The sequence below is a fragment of the Mesorhizobium sp. WSM4822 genome (genome assembly GCF_055811155.1).
Genome location: NZ_JBVVQM010000013.1, coordinates 149,633 through 170,628 on the forward strand (window position 1 = coordinate 149,633; position 20,996 = coordinate 170,628).

The following is a 20,996-nucleotide window of genomic DNA, read 5'->3' on the forward strand; positions in this document are numbered from 1 at the left end:
GTTAAGCTGACGTTAATAAGTGTGGCAGCGCCGCTCCTGATATCAACGGATGTCGACGACGAAAGCGTCGGCCTATTGCGGGACTGCTAACGAATAGCGATCTGAAAGGAGCTTGAAGAGCCACTCCCGCTCAACATCGGTGGCGGCTGAGGCAAGTTCGACCCTCTGGGCACCCGCGTCGACTGTCAGGCGGTTGCATGTATCGCCCTCGCGTAGTTTCAGCGATTTGAGCTGCGTCCGATCGATCTTGAGTTCGGTTCGTTTCGTCATCAAAGAGGGCCATGCCGGGAAGGACCTGGAGCTAGGCATCTTGAACGGGGGAACTCCCGGATCATAGACGAGCCCAGCAACCTCCAGCTTCATCATTTCAGGCACGGATCTCTGGAAAACGCGACGAACCATCAGCACCGCAAGGAGGCCCCCGATCGTCCAGGCACAAAGCCAGAATACGAGAAATGCCGTTCCTCCGCCAACCGGCATCGTCATGATCTGGTGAGCGGCGGAAATCTCTCCGAAAGCCCAGCCGCCAAGCCAGAAAAGCATGAAGACGCCTACCATATAGGTGGCGGCGGGCGGTTTTGGGTACGGGATCGAAACGACCTGCTCCCGGCCACTGGTTGCGACCGAGATAGTGGAATTTTCGGGCGGCTTCAAAGCCATCGGATTTGCCTTTTGGCTAGCCTCGACCCTTCACATGCGCCGTCTCGGGCACCGGGGTCAGCGGACGGCGTTCGGTGAACCAGGACACCAGATTGTCGACGCACAGATCCGCCATGGCGCGGCGGGTGTGGTCCGAGGCCGAGCCGACATGCGGCAGCAGCGAGGTGTTGGGCGCGTCGAGCAGCGCCTTGGGCACATTCGGTTCGTCGGCAAAGACATCGAGGCCGGCGGCGGCGATGGTGCCGTTGGCGAGTGCTGCCGCGAGCGCCGCCTCGTCAACCGTGCTGCCGCGGCCGATGTTGACGAAGACGCCGTTGGCGCCAAGCGCCGACAGGATCTCGGCATTGACCGCCTTCTCCGTCGAGGCGCCCCCCGGCGCGACCGAAATCAGCGTATCGACGGCTTCTGCAAGCCCTTTCAGGGTCGCATGGTACTGGTAGGGAAGACCTTCGACACGGCGCCGGTTGTGGTAGGCGACCGGCAAGCCAAAAGCTTCCAGACGCCGGGCGATGGCCTGCCCGATGCGGCCCATGCCGAAAATGCCCACACTGCGCCCGCGCAAGGTCAGCCGGCTCAGCGGATAGTTGCCCTTGCGCACCCAGCTGCCGTCGCGCAGCCAGGTTTCAGCACGCGGCAGATCGCGGATGGTGTTGATCAACAGCCCGATCGTGGTGTCGGCGACCTCCTCGGTCAACACGTCGGGCGTGTTGGTGACCATGATGTTCTTTGCCCGGGCATGCCCGACATCGACCGAATCATAGCCGACGCCGAAGGAGGCGATGAGTTCGAGGTTGGGCAATGCATCCATCATCGCCGCGTTGATGCCGGCGAACGAAGCGATGCCGCGCACATCACTGCGCATCTCGTCAGTGACGAGCGCCGGATCGGCGCGTTCGATTCTGACACGCCTGAATGTGCGGTTGATGCGGTCGACCGCATGGTCGTTGAAATCGCCCGGCACCAGGATGGCGACGGTCTGCAACTGTTCGGCCTTGGTCATGCACGCTCCACCGGCTTGCCGGTCGACTGACGCACATGCAGTTCCGGCTTGATCAATTCCTGCGAGGGTCGCACCGTCTGGCCGTTGAGCTTGTCGAGCAGCGCGCTCGCGGCGCGGCGGCCAACCTCGCGCTGGCCATTCCAGACAGTGGTCAGAGCCGGCGTCGCGATCGCCGCCTCTTCGAGGTCGTCATAGCCGGTAACCGAGATGTCGACGCCGGGCACAAGGCCGGCACGGGCGATGCCGTTCATCAGGCCGATGGCGACAAGGTCGTTCCAGCAGCATGCCGCCGTCGGTCTGTCCTTCAGCGCCAGGAACTGCCCGGCGGCCTCGAAGCCGGCCTGCTTGGTGCGCGGGCCGGCGATGCGCCATGACGGCCTGACTTCCAGCCCGGCCGCGTCCATCGCGTTGACATAGCCCTGGTAGCGGTCACGGCCGGTCGAGGTCTGGTCGGTGCCGCCGATCATGGCGATGCGCTTGTGGCCGAGCGAGATCAGATGGTTGGTGGCGAGGCCTGTTCCATAGGAGTCGTCGCCGCGAAAGACCGGCACGTCGGCACCCTCGACGGTGCGCGCGATCAGCACGGCCGGCAGGCCGTTCTCCTCGGCCATCACGATGTCGGAAGCCGGCGTGCCGATGGCCGGCGACATGATGACGCCGTCGGCGCCGAGCTGCAAAAGCGTATCGATGAAGGTGCGCTGCTTTTCGAGCTGATCATAATGATTGGACAGGATGAAGGTCTGCCGGCTGCGGTCGAGTTCGCTTTCGATCGAGCGCAGGATCTCGGCGAAGAACGGGTTCATGATGTCGTGGACGACGACGCCGACAATGCCGGAACGCGAGGTGCGCAGGCTGGCGGCGCGACGGTTGTAGATATAGCCGATGGCGCGGGCATGTTCCTTGATGCGGTCGCGGGTGGTGCCGGCAACCAGAGGGCTGTCGCGCAGTGCCAGCGAGACCGTGGCCGTGGACACGCCGAGCGCATCCGCGATCGTCGAAAGCTTGATTTTTTGTGCCAGCGACGTGTGCTCCCCGGACCTGAATTCCAGACCTAAACTGTTTAAAGGCGGCGTTATGCCACTGATCGGGGGCAAATCAAAGTTTTTTTGCCAACGCTTCAGCCTCGACATCCGAGGCCGCGCGGCTCCGCAGCCGAAGCCTATGCTCGCGGTGGACGATGTAGAGGCCGCTGGCGACGATGATGGCGGCGCCGACCAATGTCCAGCGGTCGGGAAACTGCTTGAAGACGATCCAGCCGGAAATGATCATCCACACCATCTGCGAATAGGGATAGGGCGCCAAAGCCGTGGTTGTCGCCAGCCGGTAGGCCTGGACCAGCAACCAGTGGCCGACGCCGCCGAACACGCCGAGCATGAGCAGCACGAACCAGTGCCAGCCGTCATGCGGCAGGGAAAACGAAAACGGCAGCAGAGGTAAAAGCAGCAGCGCCGGCGCCAGCGCCGAAAACAGGATGAGGCTCTCCGACGTCTCGGTCGCCGACATGCGGCGCGTCATGATGACGTAGAAGCAGTTCGACAGCATCGAGCCGAGCGCGAAGAGATGTCCGATACCGAACACGCCGACGCCTGGCCGGGTGATGATGAGGACACCGGCAAACGCCGCCAAGATGGCCAGCCAGCGCCGCCAGCCTGCCCACTCGCCAAGCAGCGGACCGGCCAGCGCCGTGATCACCATCGGCCCGAAGAAATAGATCGAGGTGGTCTCGGCCAATTGCAGGGATTTGAGCGCCAGGACATTGAATATGGTCGATCCGAACAGGAACGCGCCACGCAAGATATGCGCCGGCAGGTTGACCGGACGAAACCGCACCGGTTGGCGCCAGCCGCGCAGCAGTGTGCCGACCAGCACCACATGCACGGCAAAGCGCACCCAGGCAACGATCAGCACGGAAACGCCGGCAAGCACGAGGTATTTGCTTGATGTGTCGAGGAAGGTGAAGCAGACATAGGTGGAAAGCATGCACAGGATCGCCACCGGGGGCGTCGCGCTTTCTACATGTCTTTGGGGAGCACTCACTTGCAGGCCGGGTGGAAGCTGGGCTGAAGCCCACCTTTGCGGGAATCGCCGGCTCCCGGCAAGGCAATTGTCGGCTGTCGCCACGCCAAAGCCGGCTGGCACAACAAGTGTCGGCGGCAGGCTTAGTCGATACCTTTGTAAGCTACGGGTGCATGCGGGCGCCCTTGGTGATCTTGTCGACCAGCTTCTTCTCGGCGCGAAGCGCGATCCCGACCACCTTGGCGTCTTCAGGCGCGAATTCGGCGAAGACGGCACGATTGGCCGCGTCAAAGCCGGTCGCGAACATCTCCTCGACATAGAGCGAGGTCGTCACGCCGCGCTCCAGGGTGCGCCGGTGGATGGTGCCCAGCGTTGCCTGGTCGGCGGACAGCACGATGACCGGCTGGATCGACAGCGGATTGTAGAGATTGCCGGCGCGGTCACGATAGGGTTCGCCGATGATGTCCGGAAACTGCGCAACGATGCCGCTGGTGAGGAAGGCCGTGACGTTGAGTTTCTGCCAGACAGGCAGATCTTCCCTGAGCACGATTGCAAATTTCGTATCGAACATGAGACATTGACCATTCAAGCTTGTGCCCCAATGCGAGGCTGAAGGAGACGATGTCGCACGATCTAGACAGCCAGGCCTTCAAGGGTCTTGGACGTTTGTGCGTCGATGCGGCGGAAAACTGCATCATCTCTGCCTCCGACCCCGCTGGCATGGAGCGGATCGAGGCGCGTTTCCATGGCAGCGCGTTCGATCTGCATCGCCACGACACCTACTCGATCGGGGTGACGCTGCACGGGGTGCAGACGTTTCGCTATCTCGGCGCTGCGCGCCACAGCCTGCCCGGCCAGATCATCGTGCTTCATCCCGACGAGTTGCACGACGGAGGTGCCGGCACCGAGGACGGCCTGCGCTACCGAATGCTCTATCTGGAGCCGTCGCTGATGCTCAATTGCCTCGGCGGCGCTTCGCTGCCTTTTGTCAGGGATGGCGTGGTGACGGACGCCGCCTTTTGCGCAACGTTGCTTTCGGCGCTGGGGCCGCTGGAGCAGGAACTCGACGAGCTGTTCGTCGACGACTTCCTGGCGCAACTGATGCAAAGCCTGACACGGCATGGCGGCCGGTCGGCGAAGCCGATGACCAGGACGGCGTGGCGGGCGGTGGCACTGGCGCGCGACTATCTCACGGAAAACCTGAACCGGCCGGTGCGTTCCGGCGAACTGGAGGCGATAACCGGGCTCGACCGCTACGCCTTGTCACGGCATTTCCGCGCCGCTTTCTCCACCAGTCCGCATCGCTTCTTGGTGATGCGCCGGCTTCAGCGTGCACGGCGGATGATCGCCGCCGGCGAACCGTTGGCGCAGATCGCGGTCGAAGCCGGCTTCAGCGACCAGAGCCATTTCATCAGGCAATTCAAGAAGGCGTTCGGCATGACACCGGGACGCTGGTCGTCGCTGATCCAGGGCTCTGCCGCAGCGGCTTGATCGCCTGCCGCGACAATCTGCCGGTCAGTCGTCCGACTCGGCGTCGTCGTCGATGAGCACCAGTTCCTCGTTCGAGAGGTTGGCCTCGATGCGGGCAAGCAGTTTGAACAGCGACTTCTGGTCCTTCTTGTCGAGGCCCTTCAGCGCCTGCTTTTCGGTCTTCTTCACCGATTTCTCGATCGCGTGGATGATATCGCGGCCGGTATCGGTGAGGAAAATATGCGCCTGACGGGCGTCTGCCGAGGAGGCGCGTTTTTCCAGAAAACCCTGGGCCTGCAGCCGGTTGATTGTCTTGGTGATGGTGGGTGGGCGCACGCCGAGGCGTCCGGCAAGATTGCCCGGCGTCTGGCCGTCCTCACGGTCGAGCGCCAGCATGATCTGATCCTGGCCGGCATAGAAGCCGTGCGCCAGAAGCCGGGCCGCCAGCGCCGTTCTTGCCAGCCTTGCCGCCGAATGCAGCCGGCTCATTGTCGCAGTCTTATCCGCCTTGGCCATGGTCATCCCTCTTCGGCCGTACCGGTGCGGGCAGCATAGAGGCAGCCGGCCGGTTGGCAATCGACGATGAAAAAGATTCCGGAGCTTCAAACAGCTTTGCCGGCAAGCATTGTGGTGTCCGCCGTGGCTAATGCCAGATGTTTATTTCAGTTAGATGACAAACGAATTCCCGGCCGGAATTTTCGCCGCGAGCAAAGTGATGGAGTGACCGCCGCTCAGCCGGACTTCACCGCGATGATCATCAGCGCCTGATAGGCATCCTCCAGCTCGCGCAGCGCAGCCTGCGATTGCGGTCCGGCCCGCCTGGCTATGCCGTCCGCGGCATTCGAGGTGTCGCGCTCGCCCGACCGGTCGTTGTAGGGCGCGACAGCGGTGAAAATCTGCTCGCTGAGGCTGTCCGGGAAGAACAACTGTCCGGTCATCACCGAACTGTCGTCGGGAAAGACCTTGAAATGGATGTGGGTGGTGCGGCCGCGATACCAGCCGGGATAGATCGTGGCGAAGGAAACGATGCCACTCGCGTCGGTCCTTTGCCAACCACGCAGGAAGGTTTGGCCCGAGGTGTCGAGATCGCGGCCATCACCCTGTCCGGGATAGCCGGAATAGGCGCCTTGCGCGTCGCAATGCCAGATGTCGACACGAGCGCCGGCAAGCAGGCGGCAGCCCGCGTCGACAACCTGCAGCCGGACATCAAGGGCAATGCCCTTCTTGCCTTCGGTGACATCGGCGCGTTCTAGCTTCGGATCGAAATAGAACGGTCCCTCGGTCGCCTCGGGCGTGATGGTGCAGACACCGGCGCCGTTTTCGAACAAGGCCAGTCCGGCATAAGGTGAAGTCTGGTCTGCCATCGCGGCGGCGGGCAGGAAGGCGCCACCGCCGGCGGTGACCGCGATCAAACCGAGCGCCTGGCGCCGGCTCATTGAGAACGAGGATGGCTTGCCGGACATATCTTGCCTCTCGAATTGGCCTCTGTCGCCCTGATCTAGGCGATCACAACGGCTTTCGCCAACGATTCGGCAATGCAGCAAGCCGGTTTGGCCCATCGGTTTGCCCCGTGCAAAAGCCCGGCGCACATCCTATATGGAACCAACAATCCCATTTCTTAGGCCGAATTTTCGCGGCCAAGATAATTCGAGGCAAGCCATGAGCGACGCACAGACGCAGATCCCCGTAACCGTTCTCACCGGCTATCTCGGCGCCGGCAAGACGACGCTGCTCAACCGCATCCTGTCGGAAAACCACGGCAAGCGCTACGCCGTCATCGTCAACGAGTTCGGTGAAATCGGCATCGACAACGATCTGATCGTGGAATCCGACGAGGAAATCTACGAGATGAACAATGGCTGCGTCTGCTGCACGGTGCGTGGCGACCTGATCCGTGTCGTCGAGGGCCTGATGCGCCGCCCCGGCCGCTTCGACGCCATCGTCGTCGAGACCACCGGGCTGGCCGATCCGGTGCCGGTGGCACAAACCTTCTTCATGGACGACGACGTGCGCTCCAAGACCAGGCTTGACGCGGTGGTGGCGCTGGTCGACGCCAAGCACCTGCCGTTGCGGCTCAAGGATTCCAGGGAAGCCGAGGACCAGATCGCCTTCGCCGACGTCGTCGTGCTCAACAAGACCGACCTCGTCACGTCAGAAGAGCTCGCCAAGGTCGAGGCGACGATCCGCGCCATCAATCCGGCGGCAAAGATCCATCGTACCACCCGCGCTGGCGTCGACCTGACCGAAGTGCTCGACCGCGGCGCCTTCGACCTGTCGAGGGCACTGGAAAACGATCCGCACTTCCTTGAGGCGCATGACGATCATGACCACGACCATGACGGCCACGATCACCACCATGATCATGACGGGCACCACCATCATGCGCATGCTTCCGACATCCATGACGTGACGGTGCAATCGGTTTCGCTGCGCGGCGGCGAGATGGACCCGAAGAAATTCTTCCCATGGATCGAGAAGATCACCCAGATGGAAGGCCCCAACATCCTGCGGCTGAAGGGCATCATAGCGCTCAAGGGCGATGATGAGCGCTATGTCATCCAAGGCGTGCACATGATCATTGAGGGCGACCACCAGCGCGCCTGGAAGGACGGCGAGAAGCATGAGAGCCGGCTGGTGTTCATCGGCAGGGAACTCGACGCCGAGCGGCTGAAGAAGAGTTTTGACGCCTGCCAGGCGGCTTGATTTCCAGACTTTATAGCGCTAGCGCTGCCCCTCCTTCCTTCTCCCCTTGTGGGAGAAGGTGGCCGGGCGAAGCTCGGTCGGATGAGGGGTGTTCCAGCTTGGCGCTGACGGAGATCCGTCACCCACCCCTCAACCGTCTCGGCGCTGCGCGCCGATCCACCTTCTCCCACAAGGGGAGAAGGCCGGCCGCACCCAGCCGCGCTGGCGACCCAGCGAGGTTAGACGACCAGCATAAATCTCGAATGGAATAATCTCCCATGCCAACAGTCGCCCCGCTTGATCTCGAAGGCCACTGCATCGCTGCCGTCTTCCTCGGCGACGTGCCGCATTTCGCGATGGCCGACGGCGCCGTCCATCGGCTCGACCATGGCCACAAGACAATTCAGGCCAATGACGGGCTGCTCGCCGCCTTTCTTGATGGGGCCAATGACCGGCTGATCACCGGCGGCGAGGACGGCAAGGTGTTTTCCGTGAAAGCGGGCGGCGAGGTCACGGAATTGGCAAGCGCGGCCAAGAAGTGGATCACCAGCGTTGCCGCCGGGCCGCAAGGCGCCATCGCCTATGCCTCAGGCAAGACGGCCTTCGTGCGCTTCGCCGACGGCAAGACGAGGGAATTCGTCCATCCGCGTTCGGTCGAGGGGCTGGCCTTCTCGCCCAAGGGCATGCGCTTCGGTGTCGCCCGCTACAATGGCGCGACGCTGCATTTCCCGGCCGCCGAGGGCAAGCCGGTGGAGCTTGAATGGGCCGGCGCCCACACCGGCATCACCTTCTCTCCCGATGGCGCCTTCCTCGTCACCACCATGCAAGAAAACGCATTGCACGGCTGGAAGCTCGCCGAAGGCAAGCACATGCGCATGACCGGCTATCCCGGCAAGGTCAAAAGCCTGTCGTGGAGTGTGAAGGGCAAATGGCTGGCGAGTTCCGGCGCGCCGGCGGCGATCGTCTGGCCGTTTTCAGGCAAGGATGGTCCAATGGGCAAGGCACCGCTGGAGCTCGGCACGCGCGGCAACGCCATGGTGACGGCTGTCGCCTGCCACCCGAGCCAGGATGTCGTTGCCGTCGGCTATGATGACGGGATGGTGATGGCGGTGCGTTTTGCCGACGCCAAGGAAGTGCTGTTGCGACGGCCGGGCAAGGGCGCCATCACCTCGATGATGTGGGACAAGGAAGAACGCCGGGTCGCCTTCGGCAGTGCCGCCGGCGATTGCGGCGTCATCGATATCACGGCCTGACCCCGCTCACTCCGCTCCGCACGACACTTTGCCGCTGATTTCAACCGGTTTGCCGTCCTGGTCCATATCCGCCGCGGCGTCGTAGACGGCGAGCGTATAGTACCCGTCGTAGACGCCTTCGTCGCTGGTCTTGGTCAGGATCGTCAGTTCAACCGAGTTGATCTTTTGCGCGGCCTCGTGCTCACGATAGATGTTAAGCCGCAATTCCTTGCCGTCGAGCCAGTACTGCGTCAGGTTGGAATCCTCGAACACCGTCTTGCGCAGGCTGTCGCCGGCAGGCCGGCTCAGAATTTCGAGGTTGCCGCGAAAGTTGAAGGTCGGCCCGCCCATGCCTCTGGTGACGCCTGCCTCGACCTCGAATGTCGCCGCCGTGTCCTCGGTGGAGCACCAGATGCCACCCGACGCGAAGGCAGCGCCAGCCGACGACAGAAGCATTGCCACACACATGATCGTTCGCATTTTACCCCTCCACCTCAATTCCCGCTCATATTGGCGCTGACTTCGGCAGCACGGTCAAGCGCCGCCGCCAAAGGCTGAGCCAACGCAGGGCAGATGCGCGGCCAATTGCGGATGCGGACACGGATTGGCTAAGAGGGATCGACCAGAGGGGTTTTCATGCACAGCGACACGTCCAACACGTCCATCGGCGGCATCGGCCGCGACCGCATTGCCGATTTGCGCGAAACCGAGGGGGCAGCCTTCCGCAAGGCGCGGCCAAAATCGCAAGCCAAGATCGGCAACGGCCTGCCCGGCTTCTTCGGCGGCGTCCCGATGCACTGGATGAACGATTGGCCGACGCCGTTCCCGATCCTGGTCGACAACGCCAGGGGCGCTACGATCACGGATATCGACGGAAACAAGCTTGACGATTTCTGCCTTGGAGACACCGGCTCGATGTTTGGCCATTCGCCGCCACCGGTGGCTCGCGCCATCCGCCGCCAGGCCGGACGCGGCCTGACCTATATGCTGCCTTCGGAAGATGCGCTGGCCATTGGGCCGCTGCTGCAGCAGCGCTTCGGAATGCCATTCTGGCAGATCGCGACGACGGCGACCGACGCCAACCGCTTTGCGCTGCGTGTTGCCCGTGCCATCACCGGCCGCGAAAAAATCCTGGTCTTCAACGGCTGCTATCATGGCTCGGTCGACGAAACGATGGTGCGGCTGATCGACGGCAAGCCGGTCAACCGGCCGGGATTGGCGGGCGAGTTCCGCGACTTGACCCGCACGGCCAAGGTCATCGAGTTCAACGATGTTTCAGTACTCGAAGCCGCGCTTAGGGATAAGGACGTCGCCTGCGTCATCGCCGAGCCGGTGCTGACCAATTCCTGCATGGTGCTGGCCGATCCGGGCTACCATGACGCCCTGCGCAAACTGACACGCCAAACCGGCACGCTGCTTCTGATCGACGAGACGCACACGATCTCGACCGGCCCCGGCGGCTACACGAGGAAATATGGTCTCGACCCGGACTTCTTCGTGCTGGGCAAGCCGATCGCCGGCGGCGTGCCGGCCAGTGTCTGGGGCATGAGCGACGACGTTGCCTCACGCTACGCGGATTACAACAGGACCAAGGAGCCGGGCTATTCCGGCATGGGCACGACACTCTCGGCCAACCCGCTTCAGTTCGCGGCGATGCGCGCCACGCTCGAAGAGGTGATGACGCAGGAAAACTACGACCGGATGGATCATCTGGCGCGGCGGCTCGATGCCGGGCTGACCGGCGTGATCGATCGCTATCGCCTACCCTGGCATGTTTCCCGCGTCGGCGCTCGTGTCGAGTTCATCTGTGCGCCCGGTCCGCTGCGCAATGGCGCCGAGGCGGAAATGGCGCATGCACCGGAACTGGAGGCCGCCATCCATGTCGCGCTGGTCAATCGCGGCGTGCTGATCGCACCCTTCCACAACATGATGCTGATCTCGCCGGCGACCTCGGCTGCCCAGGTCAACCGGCTGATCACCGCCTTCGGCGCGGTTGCGGCGAAGCTTGCGGCATGAGACAAGCGGCGATGGACCACCCTAATGCCATGATAACCTCACCTTCGGGCTCGACACCTGCCGAGGCGCACGCCTTTCTCGACGCCCATCCCGAGATCGAGGCCTTCGATATCGTGCTGACCGATGCCAATGGCGTCGGCCGTGGCAAGATCGTGCGCCGGCATGAACTGAAGAGCATCTTCGAGGGCGGCCGCCATATGCCGATCTCGATCCTCGGCCTCGACATCACCGGCGAGGATGTGCACGAGACCGGACTGATCTGGACGACCGGTGATGGCGACCTTAGGGCATGGCCGATCCCCGGCACGCTCGTGCCGCTCTACGGTACGAGCCCGCCGCGCGGCCAGTTGCTGATGGCGATGTACATGCTCGACGGCCGACCGATGTCGTCGGATCCGCGGCTGGCGCTGGCGCGGCAGGTGGAGATCCTCGCGGCCAAAGGTCTCTATCCGGCCGGCGCCTTCGAGCTCGAATTCTTCCTGCTGGCCAACGAACGCGACGCTGACGGCAAGGTGCAGCCGGCGCGCGCGGTGCTCGATGGCCGCGTCTCGGGCAAGACCGAAGTCTATTCGGTCGACCATCTGCACGGCATGGAGCCGCTGTTTTCCGACATCTATGCGGCGGCCAAGGCGCAAGGCATTCCGGCCGAGACGGTGATTTCCGAATATGCGCCCGGCCAGTACGAATTGACGCTGAACTACCGCAAGGATGTGATGCGGGCGGCCGACGATCTGGTCATGCTGAAGCGGCTGGTGCGGGCGCAGGCGCGCCGCCATGGCGTCACCGCCTGTTTCATGGCCAAGCCGATCGAGAAATATGCCGGCTCGGGCATGCATTTCCATGTTTCGCTGCAGGACAAGGCCGGCCGAAACGTCTTTGCCGAAGCTGGGGGCGAGAGCTGGTCGCTGCCGCTGCTGCAGGGGCTCGGCGGCCTGATCCAGACCATGGCGGAATCGATGCTGGTGTTTGCACCGCATGCCAATTCCTGGCGGCGTTTCGTCTCGCAATCCTATGCGCCGGTGGCGCCGACCTGGGGCGTCAACAACCGCTCGGTGGCGCTGCGCGTGCCGGCCGGCGACGCCAAGAACCGGCGCATAGAGCACCGGCCGTCCGGCGTCGACGCCAATCCCTACCTGATCGCCGCAACCGTGCTCGCCGGAATCATCAAGGGCATGGACGAAGGTCTCGATCCCGGTCCCGAAACGACCGGCAACGGCTATGAGGCAGCGGTCACGCGCACGACCATGCCTGTCGACTGGCGCGCCGCGATCGAAGCGGCGCGGACGTCCAGCTTCCTGAAGAACGCGCTCGGCGAAGACCTGCACCGGACCTTCGTGGCGATCAAACAGTCCGAATATCTGCGGGTGGCACGCACGGTCAGCGAGTTGGATTACCACCTCTATCTGCACGAGGTTTGATGGATTCATGATGGGCGGCGATCACTTTTTCGCCGCCTCCATCAAATGAGGTAGCGTATCTTCTGTTTAGAACATATCATGAACAGATGAGCGCACTTACCGTCCGTGAAAAGCTGGCGATCCTCTCCGACGCCGCCAAATACGATGCCTCTTGCGCCTCTTCCGGTGCGGCGAAAAAGGACTCGCTGAAATCAGGCGGCATCGGCTCCACCGAGGGCATGGGCATCTGCCATTCCTATGCGCCGGATGGCCGCTGCATTTCCCTTCTCAAGGTCCTGCTGACCAATTTCTGCATCTACGATTGCAGCTATTGCATCAACCGCTCGTCCTCCAATGTGCGGCGCGCCCGTTTCACCATCGACGAGGTGGTGAAGCTGACCATGGATTTCTACCGGCGCAACTACATCGAAGGCCTGTTCCTGTCTTCAGGCGTCATCCGCTCGCCGGACGAGACCATGGGCGAGATGGTCGAGGTGGCGCGCCGGCTGCGGCTGGAGGAGAAGTTCTCCGGCTATATCCACCTGAAAACCATTCCGGAAAGTTCGGCCGAACTGATCGAGAAGGCAGGGCTTTATGCCGACCGGCTATCGATCAATGTCGAACTGCCGACCGACGAGGGTGTGAAGCGGTTGGCGCCCGAGAAGAAGCCGGAGACAATCCGGCTTTCCATGGCCAGGCTGCGCCAGAAGATGGAGGAGAAGGCCGAGCCGACTTTGAAAACCAAAAAGCGCGAACGCTTTGCGCCGGGCGGCCAGTCGACGCAGATGATCATCGGCGCCGACAAGACATCCGACGACGGCATCCTTCACACCAGCGCACGGCTCTATGGCAGCTATCATCTGCGGCGCGTCTATTACTCGGCTTTCAGCCCGATTCCGGATTCGTCATCGTCGCTGCCCTTGCTGAAACCACCGCTGATGCGCGAGCACCGGCTCTATCAGGCCGACTGGCTGATGCGGTTCTATGGGTTTTCGCAGCCGGAAATCCTTGCCGGGAGCAGCGACGGCATGCTCGATCTCGCCATCGACCCGAAGCTCGCCTGGGCGCTGCGCAACCGGGGGCAGTTTCCGGTCGACATCAACCGCGCCGACCGCGAAGCTCTGCTGCGGGTGCCGGGTCTCGGCACCAAGGTGGTGGCAAAGATTTTGGAGACGCGCCGGCATCGGCGCATGCGGCTGGAGGATGTCGGGCGGGTCTGCCAGTCGATCGCCAAGCTCAGGCCGTTCATCATCGCCGAAGGCTGGTCGCCTGGTGCGCTGACCGACAAGGCCGGCCTGCGCGACAAGATCGCCCACTCCTGCGAACAATTGTCGTTGTTCTGATCATGCGGCCGGCGGAACTCGATCTCGCCAGATACAGAGTTCGGCTCGACAGCGAGACGGATTTTGCCGGCTGGCGTGACGCGGCACGGCGGCTGGCCCTGAATGAGGTCAGGCCCGAGGACGTCTACTGGCATGTCGCGCCGGGCTCTGATCAGGCAGAATTGCCCGAAGTGCCTGCGCGCGCGCAACTCGTCGTGCCGCGCGACTTCATCGGGCATGCCGAAACGGCCTTCTGCCATTCCGATCCCGGCCGGTTTGCCTTTCTCTACCGAATGCTCTGGCGGTTGCGCGACGAGCCTAAACTGCTGGAAATCGCGTCGGATCCCGACACCAGGCGGCTTGAGGCCATGGAAAAGGCGGTTCGGCGCGACAGCCACAAGATGCATGCCTTCGTACGCTTCCGGAAAATCGGCGACGATGCCGATGAGCGCTATGTCGCCTGGTTCGAGCCGGATCATTTCATCGTCGAGCGCAACGCCGATTTCTTCGTCAGGCGTTTCACCGGCATGCGCTGGACGATCCTGACGCCCTACGCCTCCGCCGATTGGGATGGCGAAAGGCTGGCTATCGGACCGGGCGCGGCCAAGGGCGATGCGCCGGATCAAGACGACACCGAGACGCTCTGGCGCATCTATTTCGAGAACATCTTCAATCCGGCGCGATTGAAGGTGAAGGCCATGCAGAAGGAGATGCCGAAGAAATATTGGCGGAACCTTCCCGAGGCTTCGCTCATTCCAGACATGATCGCAGGAGCGGACAAGGCCGCCAAGGACATGATTGCGAAGATGCCGACAACACCCGCGCCGCACCACGCCAAGGTGCAGGCACGGCATTGGCCGAAGCAGCCCGCCGAAGCACCGGAAGATGATGCAGACACGATTCCCGAGTTGCGTGAGGTAGCGAAAGGCTGCCGCCGCTGCCCGCTGTGGCGCGACGCGACGCAGACCGTCTTCGGTGAAGGTCCCGACAATGCCAAGGTGATCTTCGTCGGCGAACAACCGGGGGATCAGGAGGATCTTGCCGGCAAACCTTTCGTTGGTCCGGCCGGCAAGGTGTTCGATGCGATCCTGGATGATGCCGGTGTCGATCGGCAAAAGGTCTATGTCACCAACGCGGTCAAGCACTTCAAGTTCGAGCCGCGCGGCAAGCGCCGCATCCACTCCAAGCCGAATTCCGGTGAGATTCAGGCCTGCCGCTGGTGGATCGACCAGGAATTCGAGCTGATCAAGCCGAACCTCGCCGTGGCACTCGGCGCGACAGCGGCGATGTCGCTGCTCGGCAAGGCGATCCCGGTGACAAAGATGCGCGGACAAGTGATCGAGCGCGAGGACGGATTGCGCGTGTTCATCACCATCCATCCCTCCTTCATTCTGCGCATCCGCGAGTCCGCGGACAAGGAGGCTGAACGCGAACGGTTCCTGCAGGATATGAAGCTGGTGAAGCGGCTAATGGCCGCCTGACCAGTCTGTTTTTCGCAATTCCGGACGGAAAACCGCTTCACACTTTTCCTGGAATTGCTTCAGCTACCTGATCAGAATCGCCCTGAGATCGTTGACATTCGTGCCGGTCGGGCCGGGTACGAAGAGATCGCCAACCGCGTTGAAGGCCGTCCAGGCATTGTTGCCGGCAAGCATGGCCTTGGCATCGACACCGGCCGAGCGCATGCGCGACACGGTCGAGCCATCGGCGAAGGCGCCGGCATTGTCTTCCGAACCGTCGATGCCATCGGTGTCGGCGGCCAATGCGTGGATGCCTTCGACGCCGTTGATGCCGATAGCAAAGGCGAGCAGGAATTCCGAATTGCGGCCGCCCTTGCCTTTTGCCCGTAGCGTGACGGTTGTCTCGCCGCCCGACAGGACCAACACCGGCTTCGAAAATGGTCGGTTGCGCGTCGCCACTTCACGCGCGATCGCGGCATGGACGCCGCCCACCTCGCGCGCTTCGCCCTCGATGGCATCGGAGAGGATAACGGCCTCGACACCCTGCCGTTTCGCTTCCGCAGCGGCGGCTTCCAGCGATACCCCGGCCGAAGCGATCAGATGCACCTCGTTGCGCGAAAAACGCTCGTCGTCCGGGCTTGGCGCATCGGCGGCCGGCGAATTGATATGCGCCATCACCGAGGCCGGCAGTTTCATGCGATAGGCCGATATCGAGGCCAGCGCGTCGGCGCGACTGCCTGTATCCGGTACGGTTGGGCCGGAGGCGACCATTGCCGGATTATCGCCGGGAATATCGGAGACGATCAGCGACACCACCCTGGCCGGCCATGCGGCCGCTGCCAGCCTGCCGCCCTTGATGGTGGAAAGGTGCTTGCGGATGGTGTTCATCGCCGCGATCGGCGCACCCGAGGCGAGCAGCGCCTCGTTGACGGCGATCTCGTCGGCCAGCGTCAGGCTGCCGGCCGGCGACGGCAACAGCGCCGATCCGCCGCCGGAAATCAGCGCCACCACCAGGTCATCCTCAGTCAGATCCTGGACCTTGGCGAGCAGGCGCCGCGAGGCTTCCAGACCGGCAGCGTCCGGCACCGGATGAGCCGCCTCGATGATCTCAATGCGCTCGCAGGTCGCGCCATAGCCATAGCGGGTGACGACCAGCCCTTCGATAGGGCCGTCCCACGCTTTCTCGAACGCTGCCGCCATCTGCGCCGAGCCTTTGCCCGCGCCGATGACGATGGTGCGGCCCTTCGGCTTGGCCGGCAGATGATCCCGGATGGTTCGTTCCGGGTCGGCGGCGGCGATGGCGGCGTTGAAGATGGAGGTCAGGAATGCCTTGGGATCGAGCACGGTCATTCGGCGTCCCGAGGCAATGCCAGGCCGCGCTTGTCGACGCCCAAATGATCGCATAGCGCATCTACGACGACGCCGTGATCCTCGCGCTCCGGCAGTCCGGAGACGGCGATCACCCCGATGACGCCGGCGCCCTTGACGGTCACCGGAAAGCCACCGCCGGCCAGCACGTAGTCGGCAATATCCAGCCCTTCGCCGATCTTGAAGCTGCGGTCCGGGCGCTGCTGTTCCAACACCATACGATAGGTGCTTCTCAGGAACCGTTTGACCACATTGATCTTGCGCCGCGCCCAGTCGGGATTGGAAGCATTCGAGCCCGGCAGCGCGGCATAGAACAGCGGCCGATCCCACAGCCTGATATCGACAATGATCGGCATGGCCTCGGCCAGTGCCCGCTCACGGATCGCCGCGCCGATCTCGAAGGCGACGGCCTCGTCGAACGCCGGGAAGACCAGCGTCTCTTCCTGTTTCTGGATCAGAGCGATGTCGTCCGCAGCGGCCATTTTTGTTCTCCGAATCGTCACAAATCGTGTGTACGACAAGCTCCGCCCGGTCAAGGTCCCGTCGTCGCGGCCACCTTCTCCCCGAGGGGAGAAGAGACGAGCACGGGCCTCGGCTTCCTCCTCTCCCCTCGGGGAGAGGTCGGATTGTCCCGAATTGCCCTTCGCAATTCGGTTGGCAATCCGGGTGAGGGGGTCTTACCCCGCGATCATATCCGCCTTCGCTGCGCGCCCCGCCACATAAACCTCGCGCACGGTGCGGTCGTCGCCAAGCGTCTGCAGGAGAAACAGTTCCTGCGCCAGCGTCTCGACCGTTTCCATCCTGAGCCGCATCGCCGGCGTCGCCCTGGCGTCCAGCACGACGATGTCGGCATCGGTGCCCTCGTCCAGCGTGCCTATCTTTTCCGCCACCGACAGCGCCTCGGCATTGCCACGCGTCATCTGCCAGAAGGACTGGAACGGGTTGAGCTTCTCGCCGTTCAGCGCGATCACCTTGTAGCCCTCGTCCATGGTGCGCAGCATCGAATAATTGGTGCCGCCGCCGACATCGGTGGCGGCGGCGATGCGGAGCGGCTTGTCGCGGCGACGAAAGCGCTGATAATCGAACAGGCCGGAGCCGAGGAACAGGTTGGAAGTCGGGCAGAACACCGCCACCGAGCCACTGTCGGAAAGCGCATCCGCTTCGCGCTCCGAGAGATGGATGCAGTGCCCGAACAGGCTCTTTTTGCCCAACAGCCCGTAGTGCTCGTAAACGTCGGTATAGTCGCGCGACCACGGGTAGAGTTCCTGCGTGAAGGCAATCTCAGCGTGGTTCTCCGACAGATGCGTCTGCATGTGCAAATCGGGATGTTCGCGGCACAGCGCGGCCGCCATCTCCATCTGCTCCGGCGACGAGGTGATGGCGAAGCGCGGCGTGATGGCATAAAGCTGCCGTCCCTTGCCATGCCACTCCTTGATCAGCGCCTTCGTGTCGTCGTAACCCGATTGCGGTGTGTCGAGCACGCCGTCGGGCGCATTGCGATCCATCATCACCTTGCCGGCGATGTTGAGCATATTGCGGTCATGCGATTCGGCAAAGAAGGCCTCCGCCGAAGCCTTGTGCACCGAGCAGTAGGCGGCGACCGTCGTTGTACCGTGGCGCACCATCTCGTCGAGGAACAGCCGCGCGATACGGCGGCCATGTTGCGCGTTGGCGAACTTCGTCTCTTCCGGAAAGGTGTAGGTGTTCAGCCAGTCGAGCAGCTCAGCGCCATAGGAGGCGATGATCTGCATCTGCGGAAAATGCGCATGCGCGTCAATGAAGCCGGGCAGCAGCAGATGCGGCCGGTGGTCGATTTTTTTCGCTACCTCGCCGGCTTGCTTTTCAACATCGGCATAGGTGCCAGCGGCGACGATCCTGCCGTCGCGGATCAGCAGGCCACCATCCTCCTCGTAGCGCCAGGCGGCATGATCGTCGATGGTTTGCGGCCAGCGCACAAAGGAAAGCGTGCGGCCGCGCAGGAGTGTCGAGGTCATGCTATTTCCTCGCGCCTTCGAACCAGGCCACCAGCAGCGCCCGTTCCTTGTCGGTGATCTGCGAGACGTTTGCGGGCGGCATGGCGTGGCTGCGGCCGGCCTGCAGATAGATCTCTCGGGCGTGATTGGCGATGTCGGCATCGGTGTCGAGCATCACGCCCTTCGGTGCATGATAGATGCCCTCATAGACCGGCTCCGCCGCATGGCACATCGAGCAGCGGCCGAGCACGGTGTCGCGTACGGCCGGGAAATGCGCCGAAGCGACATAGATTTGCGCCGATGCCGATTCCCTGGGTTCGCCGGTCAGCACCTTCGGCGCGGTCGACAGCCAGATGATGACAATGAACAGGACGAGTGCCGCCATCCAGGTCCAGGTCGGATTGCCCTTGCGGGCATGGATCGAGTTGAAATAGTGCCGGATCAGCACGCCGATGATGAACACCAGCGAGGCGATGACCCAGTTGAACTCAGTGCCGAACGCCAGCGGATAGTGGTTCGACAGCATCAGGAACAGCACCGGCAGCGTCAGATAATTGTTGTGAAGCGAACGCTGCTTGGCGATCTTGCCATATTTCGGATCGGGCTTGCGGCCGGCGATGAGGTCGGCGACAACGATCTTCTGGTTTGGGATGATAACCATGAAGACATTGGCCGACATGATCGTGGCGGTGATGGCGCCCAGATGCAGGAAGGCGGCGCGGCCGGTGAACAGGTGCGTCAGCCCCCAGGCGATGAACACCAGCACGCAGTAGAGCACCAGCATCAGGCCGGTATCGCTTTTTCCCAGCGGCGAGCGGCACAGCAGATCATAGACCACCCAGCCGACGCCGATCGTTGCCAGCGACAGCAGGATGCCTGTAGGCACCGACATCGGCAGCACGTTGGGATCGATCAGGAACAGATCGGCTCCGGCGTAGTAGACGACGCACAGCATGGCGAAGCCGGACAGCCAGGTGGCGTAGGATTCCCATTTGAACCAGGTCAGGTGTTCCGGCATTTCGGCTGGTGCCACGAGATATTTCTGGATGTGGTAGAAGCCGCCGCCATGCACCTGCCATTCCTCGCCGAAGGCGCCGACGGGCATGCCCGGACGCTGGCGCAGGCCAAGGTCGAGCGCGACGAAGTAGAAGGACGAGCCGATCCAGGCGATGCCGGTGATGACGTGCAGCCAGCGCACGGCAAAACTCAGCCAGTCCCAGAAAATCGCGAAATCCATCATTGAAGTCGTCCCTGCCGATCGGGTGACTTTACGGTGTGGCGCGCAAACGGAAAGAGGTGAGGTGCACGATGACTTTCAAAAAAAAATGGAAAATACTAGGGTAGTCACACGCAGCAGGATGGGAGCCGCCCGAAGGCGGCCTCAGGAAAGCCACTAAACCGCATGGCCTATCTCGACAACATTGCCGTCTTCGTTCGTGTCGTCGAACTCGGCAATCTGTCGGCGGCCGGGCGCGACATGCGGATTTCGCCGGCGGTCGCCTCCAACCGCATCAAGGAGTTGGAGAAGCACCTGGGCGTGCGTCTGTTCAACCGCACGACGCGGCAATTGATGCCGACCGAGCACGGCACGGTTTTTTACGGGGGCGCAAAGCAGGTGCTGGAGGCGATCACCGAAGCGGAAGCCGCGGTCTCGGCGCTATCCGGCCAGCCGCGCGGCACCATCCGCGTCACCGCCCCCTTGGGCCTCGGCCGTCGGTTGGTGGCCTCGGGCATTCCCGATTTTCACGACAAATACCCAGACATCGAGGTGAGGCTGAGGCTTTCGGACCACAATGTCGACATCATGAAGGAAGGCATCGATGTCGCCTTCCGGCTCGGCATCATCGAGGATTCCAGCCTCAGGATGCGCGGCATCATGGAATGCGAGCGCGTGCTGGTGGCGGCGCCGAAATATCTCGAGGCGCGCGGCGAACCGATCGAGCCGCAGGAACTGATCGGCAAGAAGCACGACTGCCTGATGCTGCGTTATTCCGGCGCGCGCGAATATGTGTGGACGCTGCAGACCCCCACGGGCCCGCAGAAGTTCGAGGTACACGGACCCTACGACACCGACGATGGCGACGTGCTGACCGGCTGGGCGCTTTCAGGCCGCGGCATCATCAACAAGCCGCGCTTTGAGGTCGAGCCGTTCATCCGCGACCGGCGGCTGAAGGTGATCCTGAGCAGCACGCCGCCGACACCGGTGCAGTTCGCCGCCGTCTATCCGCACAAGAAGCTGCAGGATCCAAAAGTGCGGCTGCTGCTCGACTTCATGGCCGAGCGCTGCCAGCGACTGATCAACGATCTGTTGGCTGGGAAATAATGCTGGCCTCCACGTGACCGGCGGTTGGCCCAGCGCCAGCGGTTGCCATCCCCTGAAGTGGCGAACATAGTTCGGGT

General features: G+C 62.9%; 21 protein-coding genes. 9 read left to right on the forward strand and 12 right to left on the reverse strand.

All coding sequences use genetic code 11. The features are described from left to right. Nucleotides 1–72: 72 nt before the first annotated feature. From AC0L3E_RS26845 to AC0L3E_RS26865, 5 genes are all read right to left on the reverse strand, one after another. On the reverse strand, nucleotides 73–660 hold the full coding sequence (locus AC0L3E_RS26845; protein WP_473606010.1) for a hypothetical protein: 588 nt from the start codon (nucleotides 658–660) through the stop codon (nucleotides 73–75). A gap of 16 nt (nucleotides 661–676) precedes the next feature. Further along, nucleotides 677–1,660 carry a 2-hydroxyacid dehydrogenase gene (locus AC0L3E_RS26850; RefSeq protein WP_473606011.1) on the reverse strand — a complete coding sequence of 328 codons (984 nt, stop codon included), beginning with the start codon at nucleotides 1,658–1,660 and terminating at the stop codon, nucleotides 677–679. Continuing rightward, nucleotides 1,657–2,679: a LacI family DNA-binding transcriptional regulator gene (locus AC0L3E_RS26855; protein WP_292180338.1), complete on the reverse strand. Its 1,023-nt coding sequence runs from the start codon at nucleotides 2,677–2,679 to the stop codon at nucleotides 1,657–1,659. Before AC0L3E_RS26855 ends, AC0L3E_RS26850 begins: the two co-directional genes overlap by 4 nt. A gap of 76 nt (nucleotides 2,680–2,755) precedes the next feature. Then, entirely contained in the window at nucleotides 2,756–3,640 is an 885-nt protein-coding gene (locus AC0L3E_RS26860) for a DMT family transporter (protein ID WP_352442663.1), read from the reverse strand. A 199-nt stretch (nucleotides 3,641–3,839) separates the two neighbouring features. After that, the gene (locus AC0L3E_RS26865) at nucleotides 3,840–4,247 is read right to left on the reverse strand and encodes a DUF2000 family protein (RefSeq protein ID WP_473606012.1); all 408 of its coding nucleotides are present in this window, start codon (nucleotides 4,245–4,247) and stop codon (nucleotides 3,840–3,842) included. A gap of 50 nt (nucleotides 4,248–4,297) precedes the next feature. Between AC0L3E_RS26865 and AC0L3E_RS26870 the strand changes: the two genes are divergently transcribed. Further along, nucleotides 4,298–5,167 carry an AraC family transcriptional regulator gene (locus tag AC0L3E_RS26870; protein ID WP_027039861.1) on the forward strand — a complete coding sequence of 290 codons (870 nt, stop codon included), beginning with the start codon at nucleotides 4,298–4,300 and terminating at the stop codon, nucleotides 5,165–5,167. A 24-nt stretch (nucleotides 5,168–5,191) separates the two neighbouring features. Here AC0L3E_RS26870 and AC0L3E_RS26875 read toward each other — a convergent pair whose 3' ends face one another. Further along, nucleotides 5,192–5,662: a MarR family winged helix-turn-helix transcriptional regulator gene (locus AC0L3E_RS26875; RefSeq protein WP_127266503.1), complete on the reverse strand. Its 471-nt coding sequence runs from the start codon at nucleotides 5,660–5,662 to the stop codon at nucleotides 5,192–5,194. 66 nt (nucleotides 5,663–5,728) lie between these two features. Here AC0L3E_RS26875 and AC0L3E_RS26880 point away from each other — a divergent pair, with 66 nt between their 5' ends. Continuing rightward, complete coding sequence (locus AC0L3E_RS26880) at nucleotides 5,729–5,914, forward strand: hypothetical protein (protein WP_127319450.1); 186 nt, start codon at nucleotides 5,729–5,731, stop codon at nucleotides 5,912–5,914. On the opposite strand, the gene AC0L3E_RS26885 is transcribed toward AC0L3E_RS26880, so the two are convergent. Further along, entirely contained in the window at nucleotides 5,878–6,609 is a 732-nt protein-coding gene (locus AC0L3E_RS26885) for an intradiol ring-cleavage dioxygenase (RefSeq protein WP_128307230.1), read from the reverse strand. The genes AC0L3E_RS26880 and AC0L3E_RS26885 overlap by 37 nt on opposite strands. A 196-nt stretch (nucleotides 6,610–6,805) precedes the next feature. On the opposite strand from AC0L3E_RS26885, the gene AC0L3E_RS26890 reads away from it, so the two are divergent. Together AC0L3E_RS26890 and AC0L3E_RS26895 are read left to right on the forward strand one after the other, a co-directional pair. Then, nucleotides 6,806–7,849: a CobW family GTP-binding protein gene (locus tag AC0L3E_RS26890; protein WP_473606013.1), complete on the forward strand. Its 1,044-nt coding sequence runs from the start codon at nucleotides 6,806–6,808 to the stop codon at nucleotides 7,847–7,849. Between the two features lie 257 nt (nucleotides 7,850–8,106). After that, nucleotides 8,107–9,081 (forward strand): WD40 repeat domain-containing protein, encoded by a 975-nt coding sequence (locus AC0L3E_RS26895; RefSeq protein WP_352580252.1) that lies wholly within the window; start codon nucleotides 8,107–8,109, stop codon nucleotides 9,079–9,081. A 6-nt stretch (nucleotides 9,082–9,087) separates the two neighbouring features. On the opposite strand, the gene AC0L3E_RS26900 is transcribed toward AC0L3E_RS26895, so the two are convergent. Then, nucleotides 9,088–9,540, reverse strand: coding sequence for a hypothetical protein (locus AC0L3E_RS26900; RefSeq protein WP_128307377.1), 453 nt, complete (start codon nucleotides 9,538–9,540; stop codon nucleotides 9,088–9,090). Between the two features lie 156 nt (nucleotides 9,541–9,696). On the opposite strand from AC0L3E_RS26900, the gene AC0L3E_RS26905 reads away from it, so the two are divergent. The 4 genes from AC0L3E_RS26905 to AC0L3E_RS26920 all read left to right on the forward strand — a co-directional run bounded on the left by AC0L3E_RS26905 (nucleotide 9,697) and on the right by AC0L3E_RS26920 (nucleotide 15,276). Next, complete coding sequence (locus AC0L3E_RS26905; RefSeq protein ID WP_128307376.1) at nucleotides 9,697–11,076, forward strand: aspartate aminotransferase family protein; 1,380 nt, start codon at nucleotides 9,697–9,699, stop codon at nucleotides 11,074–11,076. Nucleotides 11,077–11,087: 11 nt separating this feature from the next. Further along, a complete protein-coding gene (locus tag AC0L3E_RS26910) occupies nucleotides 11,088–12,494 on the forward strand; it encodes a glutamine synthetase family protein (RefSeq protein WP_128307375.1) in 1,407 nt (468 codons plus the stop codon). 86 nt (nucleotides 12,495–12,580) lie between these two features. Beyond that, the gene (locus AC0L3E_RS26915) at nucleotides 12,581–13,816 is read left to right on the forward strand and encodes a putative DNA modification/repair radical SAM protein (RefSeq protein ID WP_128307374.1); all 1,236 of its coding nucleotides are present in this window, start codon (nucleotides 12,581–12,583) and stop codon (nucleotides 13,814–13,816) included. Between the two features lie 2 nt (nucleotides 13,817–13,818). Then, entirely contained in the window at nucleotides 13,819–15,276 is a 1,458-nt protein-coding gene (locus AC0L3E_RS26920) for a UdgX family uracil-DNA binding protein (RefSeq protein ID WP_128307373.1), read from the forward strand. Nucleotides 15,277–15,339: 63 nt separating this feature from the next. Here the strand turns inward: AC0L3E_RS26920 and AC0L3E_RS26925 are convergent, their stop codons facing one another. From AC0L3E_RS26925 to AC0L3E_RS26940, 4 genes are all read right to left on the reverse strand, one after another. Next, nucleotides 15,340–16,605: a glycerate kinase type-2 family protein gene (locus AC0L3E_RS26925; RefSeq protein ID WP_128307372.1), complete on the reverse strand. Its 1,266-nt coding sequence runs from the start codon at nucleotides 16,603–16,605 to the stop codon at nucleotides 15,340–15,342. After that, entirely contained in the window at nucleotides 16,602–17,105 is a 504-nt protein-coding gene (locus tag AC0L3E_RS26930) for a heme-degrading domain-containing protein (protein ID WP_127331376.1), read from the reverse strand. Before AC0L3E_RS26930 ends, AC0L3E_RS26925 begins: the two co-directional genes overlap by 4 nt. Before the next feature lie 195 nt (nucleotides 17,106–17,300). Further along, entirely contained in the window at nucleotides 17,301–18,617 is a 1,317-nt protein-coding gene (gene guaD / locus AC0L3E_RS26935) for a guanine deaminase (RefSeq protein WP_128309780.1), read from the reverse strand. Between the two features lies 1 nt (nucleotide 18,618). Beyond that, the gene (locus AC0L3E_RS26940; RefSeq protein ID WP_128309781.1) at nucleotides 18,619–19,836 is read right to left on the reverse strand and encodes a urate hydroxylase PuuD; all 1,218 of its coding nucleotides are present in this window, start codon (nucleotides 19,834–19,836) and stop codon (nucleotides 18,619–18,621) included. Between the two features lie 162 nt (nucleotides 19,837–19,998). Here AC0L3E_RS26940 and AC0L3E_RS26945 point away from each other — a divergent pair, with 162 nt between their 5' ends. Further along, complete coding sequence (locus tag AC0L3E_RS26945; RefSeq protein WP_027039874.1) at nucleotides 19,999–20,919, forward strand: LysR family transcriptional regulator; 921 nt, start codon at nucleotides 19,999–20,001, stop codon at nucleotides 20,917–20,919. Nucleotides 20,920–20,996 lie beyond the last annotated feature (77 nt).